At 68.8% G+C, this 17141-nt stretch carries 19 protein-coding genes; 3 read left to right on the top strand and 16 right to left on the bottom strand.

Features of this window, described 5'->3' with window-relative positions; all coding sequences use genetic code 11:
* The first annotated feature begins 21 nt into the window (after nucleotides 1-21).
* Nucleotides 22-492, top strand: coding sequence for a hypothetical protein (locus ACFWN2_RS44165; protein ID WP_382436675.1), 471 nt, complete (start codon nucleotides 22-24; stop codon nucleotides 490-492).
* Between the two features lie 142 nt (nucleotides 493-634).
* Here the strand turns inward: ACFWN2_RS44165 and ACFWN2_RS44160 are convergent, their stop codons facing one another.
* The 4 genes from ACFWN2_RS44160 to ACFWN2_RS44145 form a co-directional block, all read right to left on the bottom strand.
* A complete protein-coding gene (locus tag ACFWN2_RS44160) occupies nucleotides 635-1105 on the bottom strand; it encodes a hypothetical protein (RefSeq protein WP_382436674.1) in 471 nt (156 codons plus the stop codon).
* Between the two features lie 21 nt (nucleotides 1106-1126).
* Nucleotides 1127-1471 (bottom strand): hypothetical protein, encoded by a 345-nt coding sequence (locus ACFWN2_RS44155; protein ID WP_382436673.1) that lies wholly within the window; start codon nucleotides 1469-1471, stop codon nucleotides 1127-1129.
* A gap of 63 nt (nucleotides 1472-1534) precedes the next feature.
* Nucleotides 1535-2215, bottom strand: coding sequence for a response regulator (locus ACFWN2_RS44150; protein WP_382436671.1), 681 nt, complete (start codon nucleotides 2213-2215; stop codon nucleotides 1535-1537).
* Nucleotides 2212-4701, bottom strand: a complete 2490-nt coding sequence (locus tag ACFWN2_RS44145; protein WP_382436670.1) for a DUF4118 domain-containing protein — start codon at nucleotides 4699-4701, stop codon at nucleotides 2212-2214. The genes ACFWN2_RS44150 and ACFWN2_RS44145 overlap by 4 nt, the downstream gene beginning before the upstream one ends.
* Nucleotides 4702-5030: 329 nt before the next feature.
* Here ACFWN2_RS44145 and ACFWN2_RS44140 point away from each other — a divergent pair, with 329 nt between their 5' ends.
* Entirely contained in the window at nucleotides 5031-5471 is a 441-nt protein-coding gene (locus tag ACFWN2_RS44140) for a MarR family winged helix-turn-helix transcriptional regulator (protein WP_382436669.1), read from the top strand.
* 33 nt (nucleotides 5472-5504) lie between these two features.
* Here ACFWN2_RS44140 and ACFWN2_RS44135 read toward each other — a convergent pair whose 3' ends face one another.
* The 8 genes from ACFWN2_RS44135 to ACFWN2_RS44100 all read right to left on the bottom strand — a co-directional run bounded on the left by ACFWN2_RS44135 (nucleotide 5505) and on the right by ACFWN2_RS44100 (nucleotide 10764).
* On the bottom strand, nucleotides 5505-6617 hold the full coding sequence (locus ACFWN2_RS44135) for a DUF1700 domain-containing protein (protein ID WP_382436668.1): 1113 nt from the start codon (nucleotides 6615-6617) through the stop codon (nucleotides 5505-5507).
* Nucleotides 6614-6940 (bottom strand): PadR family transcriptional regulator, encoded by a 327-nt coding sequence (locus tag ACFWN2_RS44130; protein WP_089954763.1) that lies wholly within the window; start codon nucleotides 6938-6940, stop codon nucleotides 6614-6616. Before ACFWN2_RS44130 ends, ACFWN2_RS44135 begins: the two co-directional genes overlap by 4 nt.
* A gap of 315 nt (nucleotides 6941-7255) precedes the next feature.
* On the bottom strand, nucleotides 7256-8113 hold the full coding sequence (gene mutM / locus ACFWN2_RS44125; protein ID WP_382436667.1) for a bifunctional DNA-formamidopyrimidine glycosylase/DNA-(apurinic or apyrimidinic site) lyase: 858 nt from the start codon (nucleotides 8111-8113) through the stop codon (nucleotides 7256-7258).
* Nucleotide 8114: 1 nt separating this feature from the next.
* Nucleotides 8115-8315: a hypothetical protein gene (locus ACFWN2_RS44120; protein WP_030467960.1), complete on the bottom strand. Its 201-nt coding sequence runs from the start codon at nucleotides 8313-8315 to the stop codon at nucleotides 8115-8117.
* Between the two features lie 8 nt (nucleotides 8316-8323).
* On the bottom strand, nucleotides 8324-9127 hold the full coding sequence (gene rnc, locus ACFWN2_RS44115) for a ribonuclease III (protein WP_382436691.1): 804 nt from the start codon (nucleotides 9125-9127) through the stop codon (nucleotides 8324-8326).
* A 16-nt stretch (nucleotides 9128-9143) separates the two neighbouring features.
* Nucleotides 9144-9326, bottom strand: a complete 183-nt coding sequence (gene rpmF, locus ACFWN2_RS44110) for a 50S ribosomal protein L32 (protein WP_030467958.1) — start codon at nucleotides 9324-9326, stop codon at nucleotides 9144-9146.
* Nucleotides 9327-9328: 2 nt separating this feature from the next.
* The gene (locus tag ACFWN2_RS44105; RefSeq protein WP_382436666.1) at nucleotides 9329-9910 is read right to left on the bottom strand and encodes a YceD family protein; all 582 of its coding nucleotides are present in this window, start codon (nucleotides 9908-9910) and stop codon (nucleotides 9329-9331) included.
* A 137-nt stretch (nucleotides 9911-10047) separates the two neighbouring features.
* Nucleotides 10048-10764, bottom strand: coding sequence for a DivIVA domain-containing protein (locus ACFWN2_RS44100; protein ID WP_382436665.1), 717 nt, complete (start codon nucleotides 10762-10764; stop codon nucleotides 10048-10050).
* A 123-nt stretch (nucleotides 10765-10887) separates the two neighbouring features.
* Between ACFWN2_RS44100 and ACFWN2_RS44095 the strand changes: the two genes are divergently transcribed.
* Nucleotides 10888-11328 carry a GNAT family N-acetyltransferase gene (locus tag ACFWN2_RS44095; RefSeq protein WP_382436690.1) on the top strand — a complete coding sequence of 147 codons (441 nt, stop codon included), beginning with the start codon at nucleotides 10888-10890 and terminating at the stop codon, nucleotides 11326-11328.
* Here ACFWN2_RS44095 and coaD read toward each other — a convergent pair.
* The 4 genes from coaD to ACFWN2_RS44075 all read right to left on the bottom strand — a co-directional run bounded on the left by coaD (nucleotide 11325) and on the right by ACFWN2_RS44075 (nucleotide 17024).
* Nucleotides 11325-11807 carry a pantetheine-phosphate adenylyltransferase gene (gene coaD, locus ACFWN2_RS44090; protein WP_166043311.1) on the bottom strand — a complete coding sequence of 161 codons (483 nt, stop codon included), beginning with the start codon at nucleotides 11805-11807 and terminating at the stop codon, nucleotides 11325-11327. The genes ACFWN2_RS44095 and coaD overlap by 4 nt on opposite strands.
* 53 nt (nucleotides 11808-11860) lie before the next feature.
* Nucleotides 11861-12415 carry a 16S rRNA (guanine(966)-N(2))-methyltransferase RsmD gene (gene rsmD, locus ACFWN2_RS44085; protein ID WP_382436664.1) on the bottom strand — a complete coding sequence of 185 codons (555 nt, stop codon included), beginning with the start codon at nucleotides 12413-12415 and terminating at the stop codon, nucleotides 11861-11863.
* A 31-nt stretch (nucleotides 12416-12446) separates the two neighbouring features.
* The gene (locus tag ACFWN2_RS44080) at nucleotides 12447-13520 is read right to left on the bottom strand and encodes an MBL fold metallo-hydrolase (RefSeq protein ID WP_382436663.1); all 1074 of its coding nucleotides are present in this window, start codon (nucleotides 13518-13520) and stop codon (nucleotides 12447-12449) included.
* 126 nt (nucleotides 13521-13646) lie between these two features.
* On the bottom strand, nucleotides 13647-17024 hold the full coding sequence (locus ACFWN2_RS44075) for a pyruvate carboxylase (protein ID WP_382436662.1): 3378 nt from the start codon (nucleotides 17022-17024) through the stop codon (nucleotides 13647-13649).
* Nucleotides 17025-17141 lie beyond the last annotated feature (117 nt).

Genomic DNA, 17141 nt, shown 5'->3' with positions numbered 1-17141 from the left:
GTTTCGAGCAGGGGAAACTTCGTGTACGAGAGCCCGGAACCGGACTCGCGCTCGCGCTTCTTCCGAGGTGCACCGCAGGTCGTCCTAGCCGCTTCAGGCGTCGTGCTGGCGACCGTCTTCGCCGCCGTCGCCTCACTCGCCGCGGGCTCGGACTCCGCGAACGAGGCACCGGCGACCCAGCCCCCGCGCAAGGAGGCCGTGCGCGACGCGCTGAGCGTCGTGCCGACGTCCGCCCCGACCTCGTCCGTCGAGCAGACCTCGTCGGCCTCGGAGACCACGACCTCCGCGACCACCACGACGACGAAGAAGCAGACGCGCGTCACGACCATCACGCGTCCGGACGGCACGACGACCACGGTCACGACCGACGACCCGCCGCCCGCGAACACGTCGACCTCGACGACGACCACCACAACTAAGGCCACGACGACCACGACGACGTCGACCACCACCTCGACGACGGACCCGACGACAACGACGACGACGCCGTAGGGTTACGCCGGTCACCGCCCTGTGACGCACTGCTACACGAAGGTGTGGCGGGACTGAGGCGTTGGTTCGTTTCCGCCGATAACTCGAACGCAAGACCATCCGACCGGGTTTCCCACGAGGAGATGGGTGTGTTCGAGGAAGATCATCCGCAGTCACCGACCGAGCCGGCCCAGCCGAAGAAGCGCAGGGGCACGGCAGTGATGCTGGCTGCGGGCGGCGTGGTCGTGGCGACCCTGTTCGCCACCGTGGCGTCCATGCTCGCCGCGTCGGGCCGCGAGGCAGCCCCGGAACGCACGGCGGCAGACGTCGTGCAGACCATCACGAGCGTCGCGCCGGACGGCAGCACCAGCACCGTCGTCGTCACCGTGTCCTCCAGCGCGGGCACGCAGAAGCCGGCGTCCGCCCAGGACCGCAGGCAGGCCGCGCCCCAGCAGGACCAGCCGAAGCCGGGCACGCCTGACCAGCCGCAGCTCACGACCGACCCGGCGAAGCCGACGAAGACCGAGACGCACAGCACGCCGCCGCCCCACACGGAGCCGCCGTCGTCGACCTCGTCGTCCACTTCTTCGTCGTCGTCCACGCCCGAACCGACGCCGTCCACGTCGTCGAGCACGCCTCCGCCGGACCCGAAGCCCTAGTTCCGGGCGAGGGTGGCTGCGGCGAGCCGCCGGATCCGCTTGGTCCGACCTCCGTCGGCCAGCGCGGTGAGCAACTCGGGTGAGGGCACCTCCGCCAGCCTCAGCTGCAGCCAGTCCGACCAGGCAGGCAGGTCGATCTCCCCCTGCGTCAGGTGCTCCGCCCGCCGCAACAGTCCGATCTCCCGGCTGCGGCGTCGGGCGTGCGTGTCGTCAGGCGCCAGCTCAAGCCACCGTGCGTGGTCATCGACGCGTTCGAGCACCAGCAGCAGCACGGACGTCCGCAGCGCCGTGTCCGGTTCGTGCGCCAACGCCGCGTGCACGACGTCCAGCGAGCCGAGCACGGCCTGGTAGAGCTCCCACCGGTCGTGCTCGGACTCGCGGGCCGAACGGCACAGGCGCGTCCGTCACGGCTCGAACCGGTACCCCATGCCGGGCTCCGTCAGCAGGTGCCGCGGCCGCGCGGGCTCCGGTTCCAGCTTCCGCCGCAGCTGCGCCAGGTACACCCGCAGGTAGTGCGTCTCCTTCTCGTACGCGGGCCCCCACACGTCGCGCAGCAGCCGCTTCTGCCCGACGAGCTTCCCCGCGTTGCGCGCCAGCACCTCCAGCAGGCCCCACTCGGTCGGCGTGAGGTGCACCTCGGCACCGTCCTTCTGCACGCGCTTCGCCGCCAGGTCGACGGTGAACGAGGCGGTCGTCACGATCGGCTCGTCCTCGGGACCGGCGACGGCGGAGCGGCGGACGGCGGCGCGCAGGCGGGCCAGGAGTTCATCCATGCCGAATGGTTTCGTCACGTAGTCGTCGGCGCCGGCGTCGAGGGCGTCGACCTTGTCGGTCGAGTCGGTGCGGGCGGACAGGACGATGATCGGCATGGTCGTCCAGCCTCGCAGGCCCGCGATGACGTCGGTGCCGTCCATGTCGGGTAGGCCGAGGTCGAGAACCACGACGTCCGGCTTGCCGTCGGCGGCCAGCCGCAGAGCCGTCGCGCCGTCCTCGGCGGTGAGCACCTCGTAGCCCCGCGCCGAGAGGTTGATCCGCAGGGCGCGCACGATCTGCGGCTCGTCGTCGACCACCAGTACTTTTGTCACGCGACCCTCTCATCTGCGGGGAGTGAGATCACCACGGTGAGACCGCCACCGGGTGTGTCCTCCATGGTGATCGTGCCTCCCATCGCCTCGGTGAACCCCTTCGCCACGCTCAGACCGAGACCAACGCCACCCGGCGTGCGGTCGCCGAGGCGCTGGAACGGGGCGAAGACCTGCTCCGCGGTGCCGGCGGGCAGGCCTCGGCCGTGGTCCACGACGCGCAGCTCCACCTCGGAGCCGTGGGCGGACGCGCGCAACGCCACGGCGCCCGCGTAGCGCAGTGCGTTGCCCACGACGTTCGCGATCACCCGTTCCAGCAGGCCCACGTCAGCGCGCACGGGTGGGAGCGCCTCCGGGACGTCGACCTCGATGTCGCCGGTCTGGCCCACCAACGCTCGCGCGACGGCCTCGTAGTAGTCGACGGCGCCGAACTGCGGTTCGACGGCGCCGGTGGCGAGGCGGGACGAGTCGAGCAGGTTGTCGATGAGGCCGGCGAGCCGGTCCGCCGACTCCTCGACGGCCTCCAGTAGCTCGGCGGTGTCCTCGCCGGACAGCGTCAGCTCCGGGTCGCGCAACGAGCCCACGGACGCCTTGATCGAGGTCAGCGGCGTGCGGAGGTCGTGGCCGACGGCGCTCAGCAGAGCGGTGCGCAGCTCGGTGCGGGAGGCCTGGCGCTGGGCTTCGAGGGCCTGCTCGGCCATGCGTTGCTGCCTCAGCGCGAGCAACGCCTGCCCCGCGGCCGCCTCCAGGACGCGGCGGTCGGACGCGGGCAACGAACGCCCGCGCAGCGCCAGGTGCACCTCCGGTGTCACGGCTATGTCGACGTCCGCGTCGTCGGGCTCGTCGCACGGACCGATGCCGGCGCACGCAACCCGTTCCCAGACGCCGTCGACGCGTTCCAGCAGCGCTACGGACGTGAGGCCGAAGTTCTCCTTCACCTTCTCCAACAGCCGTGCGAGCGGTTGCGGGTTCGTCAGCACGGTGCGCGCGTACGACGCGAGGAGCGTGGCCTCGGTGCGAGCGCGCGCCGCCTGGGCCGCACGGCGAGCGGCGTAGTCCACCACCAAGGCGGTGGACACGCCCACGATGATCATCGCGAAGAAGGTGAGCACGTTCTGCTGCGCGTTGATGGTGAACGTGTAGACGGGCTCGGTGAAGAAGAAGTTCAGCAGCAGCGCGTTGATCAGCGCGGCGGCGATGGCGGGTCCGACCCCACCGACCATCGCCACGACCAGCGTGACCAGCAGGTAGCCGGTGACGTTCGTGGAGAAGTTCAGGCCGCTGCGCAGCGAGACGCCGGCGGCGGTGACGAGCGCGGGCCCGGCGACCGCGAGGAACCAGCCCCACGCGAGCCTGCTCGGCTTCAACGGGCTGCCCGCGAACCGCGCACGCCACCCGGCAGTCGTCGCCGGGTGCGTGACCATGTGGACGTCGATCGCGCCGGACTCCTGCACGACCGTGGAGCCGATACCTGTCGAGAACACGCGCGCGAACCGTGAACGGCGCGAGGTGCCGACCACGAGCTGTGTGGCATTCACGCCGCGAGAGAACTCCAGCAGCGCCGTTGGCACCTCATCGCCGACAACGGTGTGGAACGTGGCACCGACGTCTTCGGCGAGCGTGCGGTACTTCTGCAGTGCGTGCGGATCCGCTCCCGCGAGCCCATCGCCACGAAGCACGTGCACGACGAGAAGGTCGCCACCCGCGCGCGTGGCGATGCGACGCGCGCGACGGATGAGAGTCTCGCTTTCCGCACCACCGGTGATGGCGACGACCACACGTTCGCGCGTCTCCCACGTGTCGGTGATCTGCTGTTCGGTCCGATAGCGCATCAACGCCACGTCGACTTGATCAGCGACCCACAGCAACGCGAGTTCGCGCAACGCGGTGAGGTTTCCGACGCGGAAGTAGTTGCCGAGCGCGGCGTCGATCTTGTTCGCCGCGTAGACGTCGCCGTGCGCGAGCCTCCGCCGCAACGCTTCCGGTGTGAGGTCGACGAGCTGCGTCTGCTCGGCTTTGCGCACGACCTCGTCCGGCACCGTTTCCTTCTGCGGCACGCCCGTTATGCGCTGAACGACGTCGTTGAGTGATTCAAGATGTTGAATGTTCACCGTCGAGAGCACGTCGATCCCGGCTTCGAGGAGTTCCTCGACGTCCTGCCACCTCTTCGCATTGCGCGATCCCGGCGCGTTCGTGTGCGCGAGTTCGTCGACGACGGCGACCTGCGGCGCACGGGCCAGCACGGCGTCAACGTCCATCTCGGACAGTTCGACGCCGCGGTGCGTGAAGTGCCTGCGCGCCACGACTTCCAGGCCTTCGACAAGATCGGCGGTCTTCGCCCGGCCGTGGCTCTCCACGAATCCGACGACGACGTCCGTGCCGCGTTCCCGCCTCCGGTGCGCCTCGCTGAGCATGGCGAACGTTTTTCCGACACCGGGAGCCGCTCCGAGGTGGATTCGGAGCTCACCACGTCTGGGTTTCGGACTCACCGGACCAGTCTGCACCGGCCCCACGTGGACCGTTCGGCCGTATGCGCTGCGCCACACGGCTAAACGAGTGCGCCTTCCCACAGTTCTGACAGCGGATCTGTCTTGTTGAATCATGCTTCAGCGCGACGACCGTTCGAGTGAGCTTCACCGTGCTTTTTACGCTGTTTACCTGCACATTTAAGAGTGCTGGACGCGCCCCGTGACGCCCCGCGTCACCACAACGGCCGAATGGGTTATCGGCAAGTGGCGGATAGCGCGCAGAGCGTGAATGAGGGAAAGTGCCAGGGTTCGTGTCCGAATTCGGACAATCACATGCGCGCGGAGAAACGATGCCCACCACCGTCACCAACCACGAGGCACTTCAACTCGTGGTGGCCGTGCACCGGCTGGTGCGAAGTCTTCGGCAGGCCGCTCCGGCCCGCCGTTTGCAACCCACCCAGTTATTGGTGCTGTCAGAACTGAGCACCCACGGCCCGATGCGGATCGGCGAGATCGCGGTGCGCGCGCTGTGCTCACAGCCGACCGCCACAACCGTCGTGACCAGCCTGGAGTCCACCGGGCTCGTCCGTCGAGAGCCGGATGCCGCGGACGGCAGGGCGACCATAGTAGTGCTCACCGAAGTCGGCCGCGAGACGATCGCGTCGCTGGCTCACGGGGAAGCCGAACTATTGAGTGAAAGAATGTCCGAGCTTTCCCCAGAAGACAGAGAACACCTGCGCTCGGCCATGCCGGTTTTGCGCCACCTGGCCGAACCGCAGGAGAACAAGTAGGAGCGGGACCCCCGACGGGTCCCGCTCCAAGATTTACTTGCTCGGTGACACAGAAGTCGGTGGCACCGAGCTCGGAGTCGCGCTTCCAGAACTCGGCGGTGCCGTACTGGGCGTTGATGAAGTCGATGACGGAGCGGTCACACTTGGTGTCACTGTGTAACAGGTTCCGTTTTCGTAGTCGACCTGCGGCCGCGGATAGCGGTTAGCGGGAATGACCGGCTCAGGACCGTTACCAGGCTCGTCGCAGCTGTTGTAGCTCCGCGGCGCGTTGATCGGCTGACCGTTCTGGTCGTACAGCAGCACGTTCGTGAGCAGCTTGCCGTTCTCGTCGTACGCGTAGATGTTGTCGTACGTCTCCATGACCGGCGGCTGGTACGACGACCGCGACGTGTTGTACGCGAGCTGGTTCGCCGTCACGTCGATGACCTGGAACAGCAGCCCCACCGCCAGCGCCGAGGCAGGCAGGCTGAACCACAGCCACCGCCGGTCGACCTTGGCGCGCGGCCCGGCGAACACCGAGAGCACCGCGATCGCGGCCACCGCCAGGAACCCGAGCAGGTCACGGCTGGCGAGCAACACCGCCCCGAGCCCGAGCAGACCGGCCCGCACCAGCCACCACGCGGGCTGCAACGACTTGAGGTAGGTCAGCGCGCGCTCCGCCGGCGTCCCCTGCTCCGGCGTCAGCCACTTCTTGAGCCGATGGGTCTCCGGCAGGTTCATGATCTCCTGCTGAACCGGCCCGCGATCGTGCACCAGCGCGAGGCTGAGCACCAGGATCACGGCAGGCAGCAACAGCACCGCCGGCTCCCTGAGCGCCGCGGCACCCGCCAGCAACGTCACACCGGTCGCCGCGACCAGCCCCCACGCGGCAGCCCGAGGCCTGGTCAGCCACTGCTGCTTCGTCGTGACCGGCAACCGCTCGGTCCGCGACGGATACCCCGCCGCCTGACGAAGCTCCTGCGCGTACTGCTCAGGCGACCCGAGCCGCTGTTCGAGAGTCTCGCCCTCACCGAGCTCCGTGGACAGCTCGGCGACGTGCGCCTCGACGTCCTCCATGATCTCGGCGACCTCGTTGGGCGGCAGGTCGTCGAGAGCGGCACGCATTCCCGCCAGGTAGTGCTCGACACCGAGCGCTTGCGTGTTCATGCTGCGACCTCCTCGAGCAGGCCGTCCAGCGTGCTGGCGAACGACCTCCACGTCTCCCTCGACTCAGCCAGGCGCGCCCGCCCGGTCTCGTTGATGCTGTAGTACTTGCGGTGCGGCCCCTCTTCACTCGGCACCACGTACGAGGTCAGCATCCCCGCGTTGTAGAGCCGCCGCAGCGTGCCGTACACCGACGCGTCGCCCACGTCGTTCAGTCCCCCGGCGCGCAGTCTGCGCACCACGTCGTACCCGTACCCGTCGTCCTTGCGGAGAACCGCCAGGACGGCCAGGTCCAGCACCCCTTTGAGCAGTTGACTGGTGTCCATGGCCCCCTCCGACCCGGTTTGGTGTCCGAAATCAGCGAAGCTCATTTCGGACACCGAACCGACCTCCCTCTTCCAGAAGGTCGGCACTGTTGCGCTGTGAACACTACTACGCAGTGCGCAGTACTGTCTAATGCGTTAGGTCAGGCGAGGCGTGAGGTGGAGTTTGGGCACGTCAGGAGGACGTTCGCCCGAAGTGGGGCGTTGCGTGTGTCTTGTTTCGCGGGTTGACACCGCTGACGACGAGGGCGGATCGCTTCACACCCACCCGCTTGGCGCGTCAGCCATCGGCCGACGCCGCTCACTCCGTCGCGGAGGTCAGAACCTCGGGCGTGGCTGGCAGCGCGGGCACGAGTACGAGGAGCGGTTCATGAACGGCTCGCGGATCAGCGCCGCCCCACACCGCTTGCAGGGCCGGTTCTCCTGCCCGTAGGCGTTCAGCGAGCGGTCGAAGTACCCCGACTGGCCGTTGATGTTCACGTAGAGCGCGTCGAACGACGTCCCGCCCTGACCGAGGGCCTCGCTCATCACGTCCGAAGCGTGGTCCAGCAGCTCGGCGGCCTTGGCCTTGGCGAGCTTGTCGGTCATGCGGGTGCCGTGGAGCTTCGCGCGCCAGAGGGCCTCGTCGGCGTAGATGTTGCCGATGCCGGAGACGAGGGTCTGGTCGAGCAGCGCGCGCTTGATCTCCGTGTGACGCAGGCGCAACGCGCGCACGGCAGCATCACGGGAGAAGAGAGGGTCCATCGGGTCGCGCGCGATGTGCGCTACCGAGTCGGGGACCAGGGTTCCGTCGACCTCCACCAGTTCGGCCAGGGCCAGGCCGCCGAAGGTGCGTTGGTCCACGAAACGGAGTTCTGGGCCGCCGTCCGCGAAGGTGAAGCGGACACGCAGGTGTTTCTCGTCGGGGGCCGACGAGGGTTGGACTAGCATTTGGCCGCTCATGCCCAGGTGGGCGAGCATGGCGGCCTTGTCGGCCAGTTCCACCCAGAGGTACTTGCCGCGGCGCCTGGCGGCGGCCATGGGCTGGCCTGCCAGGCGCGCGCAGAAGTCCTGGGAGCCCAGGTCGTGCCGGCGGATGGCGCGTGGGTGCAGCACCTCTACGGAGGAGATGACCCTGCCGGCGACGTGGGCTTCAAGGCCGAGGCGTACTACCTCGACCTCTGGTAGTTCGGGCACGTCAGGCTTCGGACTTGCCCTCGTCGACGGGCTGCGCCTCGATCACGGCGGCCTGCGGCTTGGTGGGCTTGAGCACCCATACCCCCGCGCGGCTCGTGTCCCTGACCAGCACAAGTCCCTGGATGCCTCCGCTGCGGGAGGTGTTCACCGGCCCGCGGACGGTGCGGGTGCGGCGGTTCGTGCGGTTCCTGGTCGCATACATCGCGTGTCTCAGTCTTCCTCGGTTGGGGCGGTCCCTGGCGTCACCGAGGCGCCATTCTGTCCGTTCCTGGTCCCGACCGGCTCCTGCTCGGCCTTGACCCGTTCCGACAGAACATGATAAGCCGCTTCGGCGGCTTTCTGCTCGGCTTCCTTCTTGGTGCGCCCATCACCCTTGCCGTAAGGCTGGCCACCGACGAGCACCGTTGCGGTGAACTCCTTGCGGTGGTCCGGCCCCTGGTCGTCCACGCGGTACTCCGGGACGCCGAGGCTGGCTTGAGCGGTGAGCTCCTGCAGGCTTGTCTTCCAGTCCAGTCCAGCACCCAAAAGCGGAGCTTTGGCCAAGAGCGGATCGAACAGCCGGTGAACGAACGTTCGTGCGGTATCGATACCGAACTGCAGGTACACCGCACCGATGACGGCCTCGAGACCGTCGGCGAGAATGCTCGCCTTGTCCCTGCCGCCGGTCAGCTCTTCGCCACGACCGAGCAACAGGTGTGCACCCAGCCCGCCCTTGCCCAGGTCACGCGCTACGCCCGCGAGTGCGTGCATGTTCACCACGCTGGCGCGGAGCTTCGCGAGCTGACCTTCGGGAAGATCGGGATGAGTGCGGTAGAGGTGGTCGGTGACGACCAGCCCGAGAACCGCGTCTCCCAGGAACTCGAGACGCTCGTTCGGCGGCAAGCCGCCGTTCTCGTACGCGTAAGACCTGTGGGTGAGCGACAGCGCGAGCAGCTCGGCGTCCAGGTGGACGCCGAGCGCTTCGAGCAGGTCCGCGCGGTCCGCTTGCGGTGCGCGCGGCGGCTTTCCCCCCACTACGTCGGCGAGGAGATCAGGCCGGCTGAGCGACCTGGCGGCCAGCGTACTGACCACAGGCCGGGCAGGCGACGTGCTGCGGCTTCGGCTGGCGGCAAGCCTTGTTGCTGCACGCCACCAGGTGCACGGCAGACGTCTTCCACTGGGAACGGCGCGCACGGGTGTTCGAACGCGACATCTTCCGCTTCGGGACGGCCACGACTACTTCTCCTCCGAGTTGTCATCGCTGAACCGCTCTTGCAACGCGGCCCAACGAGGGTCAATCGTCTCATGCCCGTGGTCGGGCCCGAGCTCCGCCCACCTGCCACCACACTCGGAGCAAAGCCCCTTGCAGTCCGGCTCACAGAGCGGCGCCTGCGGCAGCGCGAGGACGATGGCGTCCCGCACCACAGGCTCGAGGTCGATCAGATCGTTCTCGATCCGGCTGACCTCGTCTTCATCAGTGGTCTCGTCCGTGGTGCTGTCCGGCCACGCGTAGAGCTCCGTGATCCGGACTTCAACCTCATCGGTGAGCGGCTCGAGGCACCTCGAGCACTCGCCTTCGACCTTGGCGGACGCCGTCCCCGACACCAGCAGACCCTCGACGACCGATTCGACGAGGAAGTCGAGTTCGACCTCTCCGCCCTCGGGCACCGCGATCACCCCGAGCAACCCCACACCCGCGCCGGGAACAGACCTCGCGAGGGGTCGGCTCTGGCCGGCGCGACGGCCGATGTCCCTGGTGTCGATGACCCAGGGACCGGATGCTGTGGGACGCGTGGACGCGTGACGATGCTCAGTCATGATTTCGGGTTTTGCTGACGGGGACCTACCACGTCCAGCCGTTCCAGGGTACGGGACGACGCCCCCGCGCGTGAAATCGCCAGGTGATCGCACCTGTCCGACGTAGCGCGAATCACACGTTCAGGCCACCTGGTTCGTCAGGAACCGTAGTCGAACGGCGCCGCGGCACCCGCGACGGCGGGACCACGGAGGTGCGAACGGCCCTTGCCGACCGAACGGAGCGTGTGCGCGAGGAGGTCCTCGAAGTCCGCGAGCTTGCCGTCCACGTACGCGTCGCACTCCGACCGCAGCCGGATCGACTCGTTCTGGGCGGCGTCGAGGATGCGCGCCGACTCGGCGTGCGCGGCCCGGACGACCTCCTGCTCGTTGACGAGCCTGGCCTGCTCGGCCCTGCCGTCCTCGGTGGCGCGCTCGTAGTTGGCACGGCCCGCCTGGATCATCCGCTCGGACTCGGCGTGCGAACGGCCCACCAGGTCGTCGTACTCCTGACGACCCGCGGCCACGGTCCGCTCGGCCTGGTCCTCCGCCTCGGCGATCATCCGCTCGGCGCGGGCGCGCGCGTCGGACAGCATCGCCTCGGCCTCGGCCTGAGCCTCGGCGAGCATGCGGTCCGCGTCGGCACGCGCCTTGGACACGCCGGACTCGGCCTCGTGCTTGGCCTTGCCGACGAGCTCTTCCTTGTGGTCCAGCACGTCCTGCGCGTCGTCGAGCTCCGCGGGGATCGCGTCGCGCACGTCGTCGAGCAGTTCGAGCACGTCGCCGCGCGGCACCACGCACCCCGAGGTCATCGGAACTCCGCGCGCTTCCTCGACGATCGTGACGAGCTCGTCGAGTGCCTCGAACACCCGGTACACGTCTCACTCCCTAAGCCCTGTGACTCCCACCCGCAAGTGTGCCCTGCCGATCTACCACCGACCGGGACGTCGGCAGGGCGTGTCAGGATTTCCCCACATCCACCGGGGGGGGGAACCGTGAAGATCACAATCAGGCGAGCGCTGGCCGAGGACGTCCACCCGATCGTGGCGATGCTGGCGGACGACCCGCTGGGCGCGCGGCGGGAGACGCCGGGCGACCCGGCGTACTTGAAGGCGTTCGAGGTGATCGACGCCGACCCGCACCAGTTCCTGGCCGTGGCGGACCTGGACGGCGAGGTCGTGGGCACTCTGCAGCTGACGTTCACGTCGGGCCTGTCGCGCCTGGGCATGACCCGCGCGACCATCGAGGCCGTGCGGGTGCGCTCCGACCAGCGCGGCGGCGGCCTCGGCGCAGACCTGGTCAGGTGGGCGATCGACGAGGCGCGCGCACGCGGGTGCGGAATGGTGCAGCTGACGACGGACGCGTCCCGCGTGGACGCGCACCGCTTCTACGAACGACTCGGCTTCACCGCGTCGCACGTGGGGATGAAGCTGTCGCTCTAACGGGTCTCGGCGAGGCGCTGCTGCAACCGCTGCTCGATGGTCGCCGGCAGCAGCGTCGAGACGTCGCCACCGTACGTCGCGACCTCCTTGACCAGCGAGGACGCCAGGTAGGAGTACTGCGGGCTGGCCTGCATGAACAGCGTGTCGACGCCGGTGAGCTGGTGGTTCATCTGCGCCATCTGCAGCTCGTAGTCGTAGTCGCTGACCGCGCGAAGGCCCTTCACGATGGCCTTGATGTTGTTCTCGCGGCAGTAGTCGACCAACAACCCGTGCCACGAGTCCACGCGCACGTTGTCCCACTGCGCCGTGACCTCGCGCAGCATCTCCTGACGCTCCTCGACGTCGAACAAGGTGCGCTTGTTCTTGTTGATGAGCACGGCGACGACGACCTCGTCGAACAGGTGCGCGGCTCTCCCGATGATGTCCAGGTGACCGTTGGTTACCGGGTCGTAGGAGCCGGGGTACACGGCACGTGTCATGAAGCGGACGTTAGCACCCGATCGGACGCCTCCAGGCGTGTCCGTGGTTCTCGTCACCCATCAGAACGCACCTGCCCCCAGTACACGGCAGTGTCCCCGTAACGCTTGGCACGCAAGGATTCCACCTCTTCGGGCCAAGCTGGTTCGCCACTTCGCGAAGCACGTTCCACGATCAAGACGGCGTCCGCGGCGAGCCGGGGCACGATCCCCCGGAGCACCTTGGCGAGCTCGTCGTCCCCCACCGCGTACGGCGGATCGGCGAACAGGACGTCGAACTCCTCCCCTTCGGCCAGCACGTAGGCCTCGGCCGTGCGGTTGGCGATGACGACGTTCGCGAACCCGAGCTCCCGCGCGTTGCCCTTGAGCACGTCGGCGGCCCGCTTGTCGGACTCCACGAACGTGGCGTGCTCAGCACCCCGGCTGAGCGCCTCGAAGCCCAGCGCGCCCGACCCGGCGTACAGGTCGAGCACGCGGGCACCGTCCAGGTCGATCAGCGCTTCGAGAGAGCTGAACAACGCCTCCCGCACCCGCTCGGACGTGGGTCGCGTGCCCTTGGGCGGAACCTTGAGCCTGCGACCTCCCGCAGACCCGGCAACGATTCGTGTCACGCGCCCATCGTCCCAGGTGGCCTCCCGGCGGTCAGGCCAGCGCCTGCCACCAGCCGTCGACCTCGGCCGGCGCGTCCACGTCGACCCTCTCCCCCGGCCGCGGCACGGCCAGCTTCAGCCCGCTGGCCTTCGCCTCCCGCCAGATCCGGTCGATCGGCTCTCCCCAGGGGTGGAACCCGAGGTTGAACGTCGCCCAGTGCACCGGGATCAGCAACCCGCCACCTAGGTCGTCGAACGCCCTGACGCCTTCCTCGGGCGTCATGTGGATGTCGGGCCAGGCGTCGTCATAGGCACCGACCTGCATCAACACAGCGTCGAACGGCCCGTGCTCCGAGCCGATCTTCTTGTACCCCTCGAAGTACCCGGTGTCGCCGCTGTAGAACACGGACCGAGACCCGCGCTTGATCACCCACGAAGCCCACAGGGTGACGTTGCGCTGCACCGAACGCCCGGAGAAGTGCTGAGCCGCCGTGCAGGTGAGCGTGAACCCGTCCACCTCGTGCGACTCGTCCCAGTCGAGCTCGACGATCCGCGACGCGGGCACGTCCCACCGCGCCAGGTGCGCCCCGAGCCCCAACGGCACGACGAACACGGCCGAGGTCGACGACGTGAGGTCCTGCACGGTCTGCATGTCCAGGTGGTCGTAGTGGTCGTGCGAGATCACGACGGCGCTCACGGACGGCAGATCGGACAACTCGTGCGGAACCGGGTGCAGTCGCTTGGGTCCTACGCGCACGGACGGCGAGACGCGGTCGCTCCACACAGGATCGACGAGCACGGCGGCGCCGTCGATCTCGATGAGCGCGGACGCGTGGCCGTACCAGGTGATGTGCACGCCCTCGGACACCGGCGACTGAGGCCCGACGAGCGGTACGGCGACGGACGGTTTGCGGTCCTCTCCGCCGAACAGGAAGTCCCTGACCGAGAAGGAGTCGCGGTCGGGGACCGTGCGGACTTCCTTGTCGTTGTGGAACTTCCCGTCGCGGTAGCGCGGCGAGCGCGACATGTGGACCGGGTCCGGCCTGCCGCCCAGCTGCCGCGGGATGTCCTTCAACGCCCACGCCACGCCCGCCAGTCCGAGCAGGCCGGCCAACGCCTTCTTCATCTGAAAAACCCTCTTCCCCTGACTCCCGTGCTCGGTGCAACGCACGGAATCGTCGTGGAGTTCCGGGCCCCTCGCAGCACGAAGGGCCCGCTCTCACGCGGAGAACGGGCCCTTCGGACAAAGCGGTTATTCCAGGACGATCAGGAGGTCGCCGCCCTCGACCTGCTGGGCGCCGCGCAACGCCAGGCGCTGCACCACACCCGCCTTCGGGGCGGTGATCGCGGCCTCCATCTTCATGGCCTCGATCGTCGCGACGGTCTGACCGGCGTCGACGCTGTCGCCCTCGGCCACCACGGCCGTCACCACGCCGGCGAACGGGGCCGCCACGTGGTTCGGGTTGCCGCGGTCGGCCTTCTCGGCGGCCGGGATGTCGGCGGCCACCGAGCGGTCGCGGACCTGGATCGGGCGCAGCTGGCCGTTCAGCGTGGCCATGACCGTGCGGATGCCCCGCTCGTCGGCCTCGGAGATCGCCTCCAGGCCGATCAGCAGCCGGACGCCCGGCTCCAGGTCGACGGAGTACTCCTCGCCGGGGCGCAGCCCGTAGAAGAAGTCCTTGGAGCGCAACACCGACGTGTCACCGTAGGCGTCGCGGTGCGTGCGGAACTCCTTGGTGGGCGCCGGGAACAGCAGCCTGTTCAACGTCGCCCTGCGCGCGTCGGCGAGGCCCGCCTCGTCCTCGGCGGAGAGCTCCTCCACCGGCTTCGGCGCGGGACGGCCCGCGAGGGCCTTGCTGCGGAACGGTTCCGGCCAGCCGCCGGGCGGGTCGCCCAGCTCACCGTGCAGGAAGCCGATCACCGACGCCGGGATGTCGAACTTCCCGGGGTCCTCCTCGAACTCCTTCGGCGAGACACCGGCGCCCACGAGGTGCAGGGCGAGGTCGCCCACGACCTTGGACGACGGCGTCACCTTCACGAGGTGGCCGAGCATGCGGTCGGCGGCCGCGTACATCGACTCGATCTCCTCGAACTTCTCGCCGAGGCCGAGCGCGACGGCCTGCGTGCGCAGGTTCGAGAGCTGACCACCGGGGATCTCGTGGTGGTAGACGCGGCCGGTCGGGCCGGGGATGCCGGACTCGAACGGCGCGTAGATCTTGCGCACCGACTCCCAGTACGGCTCCAGGTCGCAGACGTTCTGCAGGTTGAGGCCGGTGGAGTGCTCGGTGTGGTCGGTCAGCGCCACGATCGACGACAGCGGCGGCTGCGACGTCGTGCCCGCCATCGACGCGGTCGCGCCGTCGATCGCGTCCACGCCCGCCTGGATCGCCGCGAGGTAGGTCGCCAGCTGGCCGCCCGCCGTGTCGTGCGTGTGCAGGTGGACCGGGAGGTCGAACTCCTTGCGCAGCGCGGAGATCAGGCGCGACGCGGCGGGTGCGCGCAGCAGGCCCGCCATGTCCTTGACGCACAGGACGTGCGCTCCGGCGCCGACGATCTGCTCCGCGAGCTTGAGGTAGTAGTCCAGTGTGTACAGACGCTCGTCCGGGTTGGACAGGTCGCTCGTGTAGCAGAGCGCGACCTCGGCGACCGCGGTCCCGGTCTCGCGCACGGCCTCGATCGCCGGGCGCATCTGCTCGACGTCGTTGAGGGCGTCGAAGATCCGGAAGATGTCGATGCCGGTGTTCGTCGCCTCCTCCACGAACGCCTTGGTCACGGCCTCGGGGTACGGCGTGTAGCCGACCGTGTTGCGGCCGCGCAGCAGCATCTGCAGGTTGATGTTCGGGACGGCCTCGCGCAACGCCGCGAGACGCTCCCACGGGTCCTCCGCGAGGAACCGCAGCGCCACGTCGTAGGTCGCGCCGCCCCAGCACTCCAGCGACAGCAGCTCCGGCGTCATGCGCGCGACGTGCGGCGCGACGGCGAGCAGGTCCTTGGTGCGCACTCGGGTGGCGAGCAGCGACTGGTGGGCGTCGCGGAACGTCGTGTCCGTGACGCCGACGGCCTTGCTCTCCCGCAGCCACCGCGCGAAGCCCTCGGGGCCGAGCTCGACCAGCTTCTGCTTGGAGCCGGCGAGCGGTTCCGCGTTGAGGTCGATGACCGGCAGCTTCTCGCGCGGGTCGACCGCGGTCGGGCGGGTGCCGTTCGGGTGGTTGACCGTGACGTCCGCGAGGTAGGTCAGCAGGCGCGTGCCGCGGTCGGCCGAGTGGCGGGCCGTCAGCAGGTGCGGACGCTTCTCGATGAACGACGTGGTGACGCGGCCCTCGTAGAAGTCGGCGTCGTCCAGCACGGCCTGGATGAACGGGATGTTCGTGGACACACCGCGGATGCGGAACTCCGCGATCGCACGGCGCGCACGGGCGACGGCGAGGGAGAACGTGCGGCCGCGGCACGTGAGCTTCACGAGCATCGAGTCGAAGTGCGGGCTGATGGCCATGCCGGCGCCCGCCGTGCCGCCGTCGAGGCGGATGCCGGAACCACCGGGCGAGCGGTAGGCGCTGATCGTGCCGGTGTCCGGGCGGAACCCGTTGGCCGGGTCCTCCGTGGTGATGCGGCACTGCAGGGCCGCGCCGCGCAGCTGGACGGTGTCCTGGGACAGGCCCAGGTCCTCCAGCGTCTCACCGGACGCGATGCGCATCTGCGACTGCACCAGGTCGACGTCCGTCACCTCTTCCGTGACGGTGTGCTCGACCTGGATGCGCGGGTTCATCTCGATGAAGACGTAGTGGCCCTGCGGGTCGAGCAGGAACTCCACGGTGCCGGCGTTGCGGTAGCCGATGTGCCTCGCGAACTTCACCGCGTCGGCGCAGATGCGGTCGCGCAGCTCCGGGGCGAGGTTCGGCGCGGGCGCGATCTCGATGACCTTCTGGTGGCGCCGCTGCACGGAGCAGTCGCGCTCGAAGAGGTGGATCACGTTGCCCTGGCCGTCGGCGAGGATCTGCACCTCGATGTGGCGCGGCTCGACCACGGCCTGTTCCAGGAACACGGTCGGGTCGCCGAACGCCGACTCGGCCTCGCGCGACGCCGCCTCCAGCGCCTCGCGCAGCGCGGCCGGTTCGTCGACCTTGCGCATGCCGCGGCCACCACCACCGGCGACGGCCTTCACGAAGACGGGGAAGCGCATGGTCTCCGACGCCGCGAGCAGCGCGTCGACGTCCGACGACGGCTCGCTCGACTCCAGCACCGGCAGACCGGCCTCGCGGGCGGCGGCGATGGCGCGCGCCTTGTTGCCCGTCAGCTCCAGGACCTCGGCCACGGGGCCGATGAAGGTGAGACCTGCCTCACGGCACGCCATCGCGAGCTCGGGGTTCTCCGACAGGAAGCCGTAACCGGGGTAGATCGCGTCGGCGCCGGCCTTGCGGGCCGCCTTGATGATCTCTTCGACCGAGAGGTAGGCGCGGACGGGATGTCCGGGCTCACCGATCTCGTAGGACTCGTCCGCCTTCAGCCGGTGCAGCGAGTTCCGGTCCTCGTGAGGGAAAACGGCGACCGTTCCAGCGCCCAGTTCGTAGGCGGCTCGGAACGCGCGAATCGCGATCTCGCCGCGGTTGGCGACAAGAACCTTGCGGAACATCCGTGCCCTCCCGGTTGTTACTCGGCGGTCATCAGTCGTGGCACGTTACCGTGCGACTCTTGCCTGTTGGGAGGACTGTCTCACGTGATGGGTGTCATCCTGATCGGTCTTGCTCAC

This window comes from Lentzea sp. NPDC058436, from assembly GCF_042721515.1.
Classification (GTDB): Bacteria; Actinomycetota; Actinomycetes; order Mycobacteriales; family Pseudonocardiaceae; genus Lentzea.
This window is presented reverse-complemented; position numbering and strand designations above follow the sequence as displayed.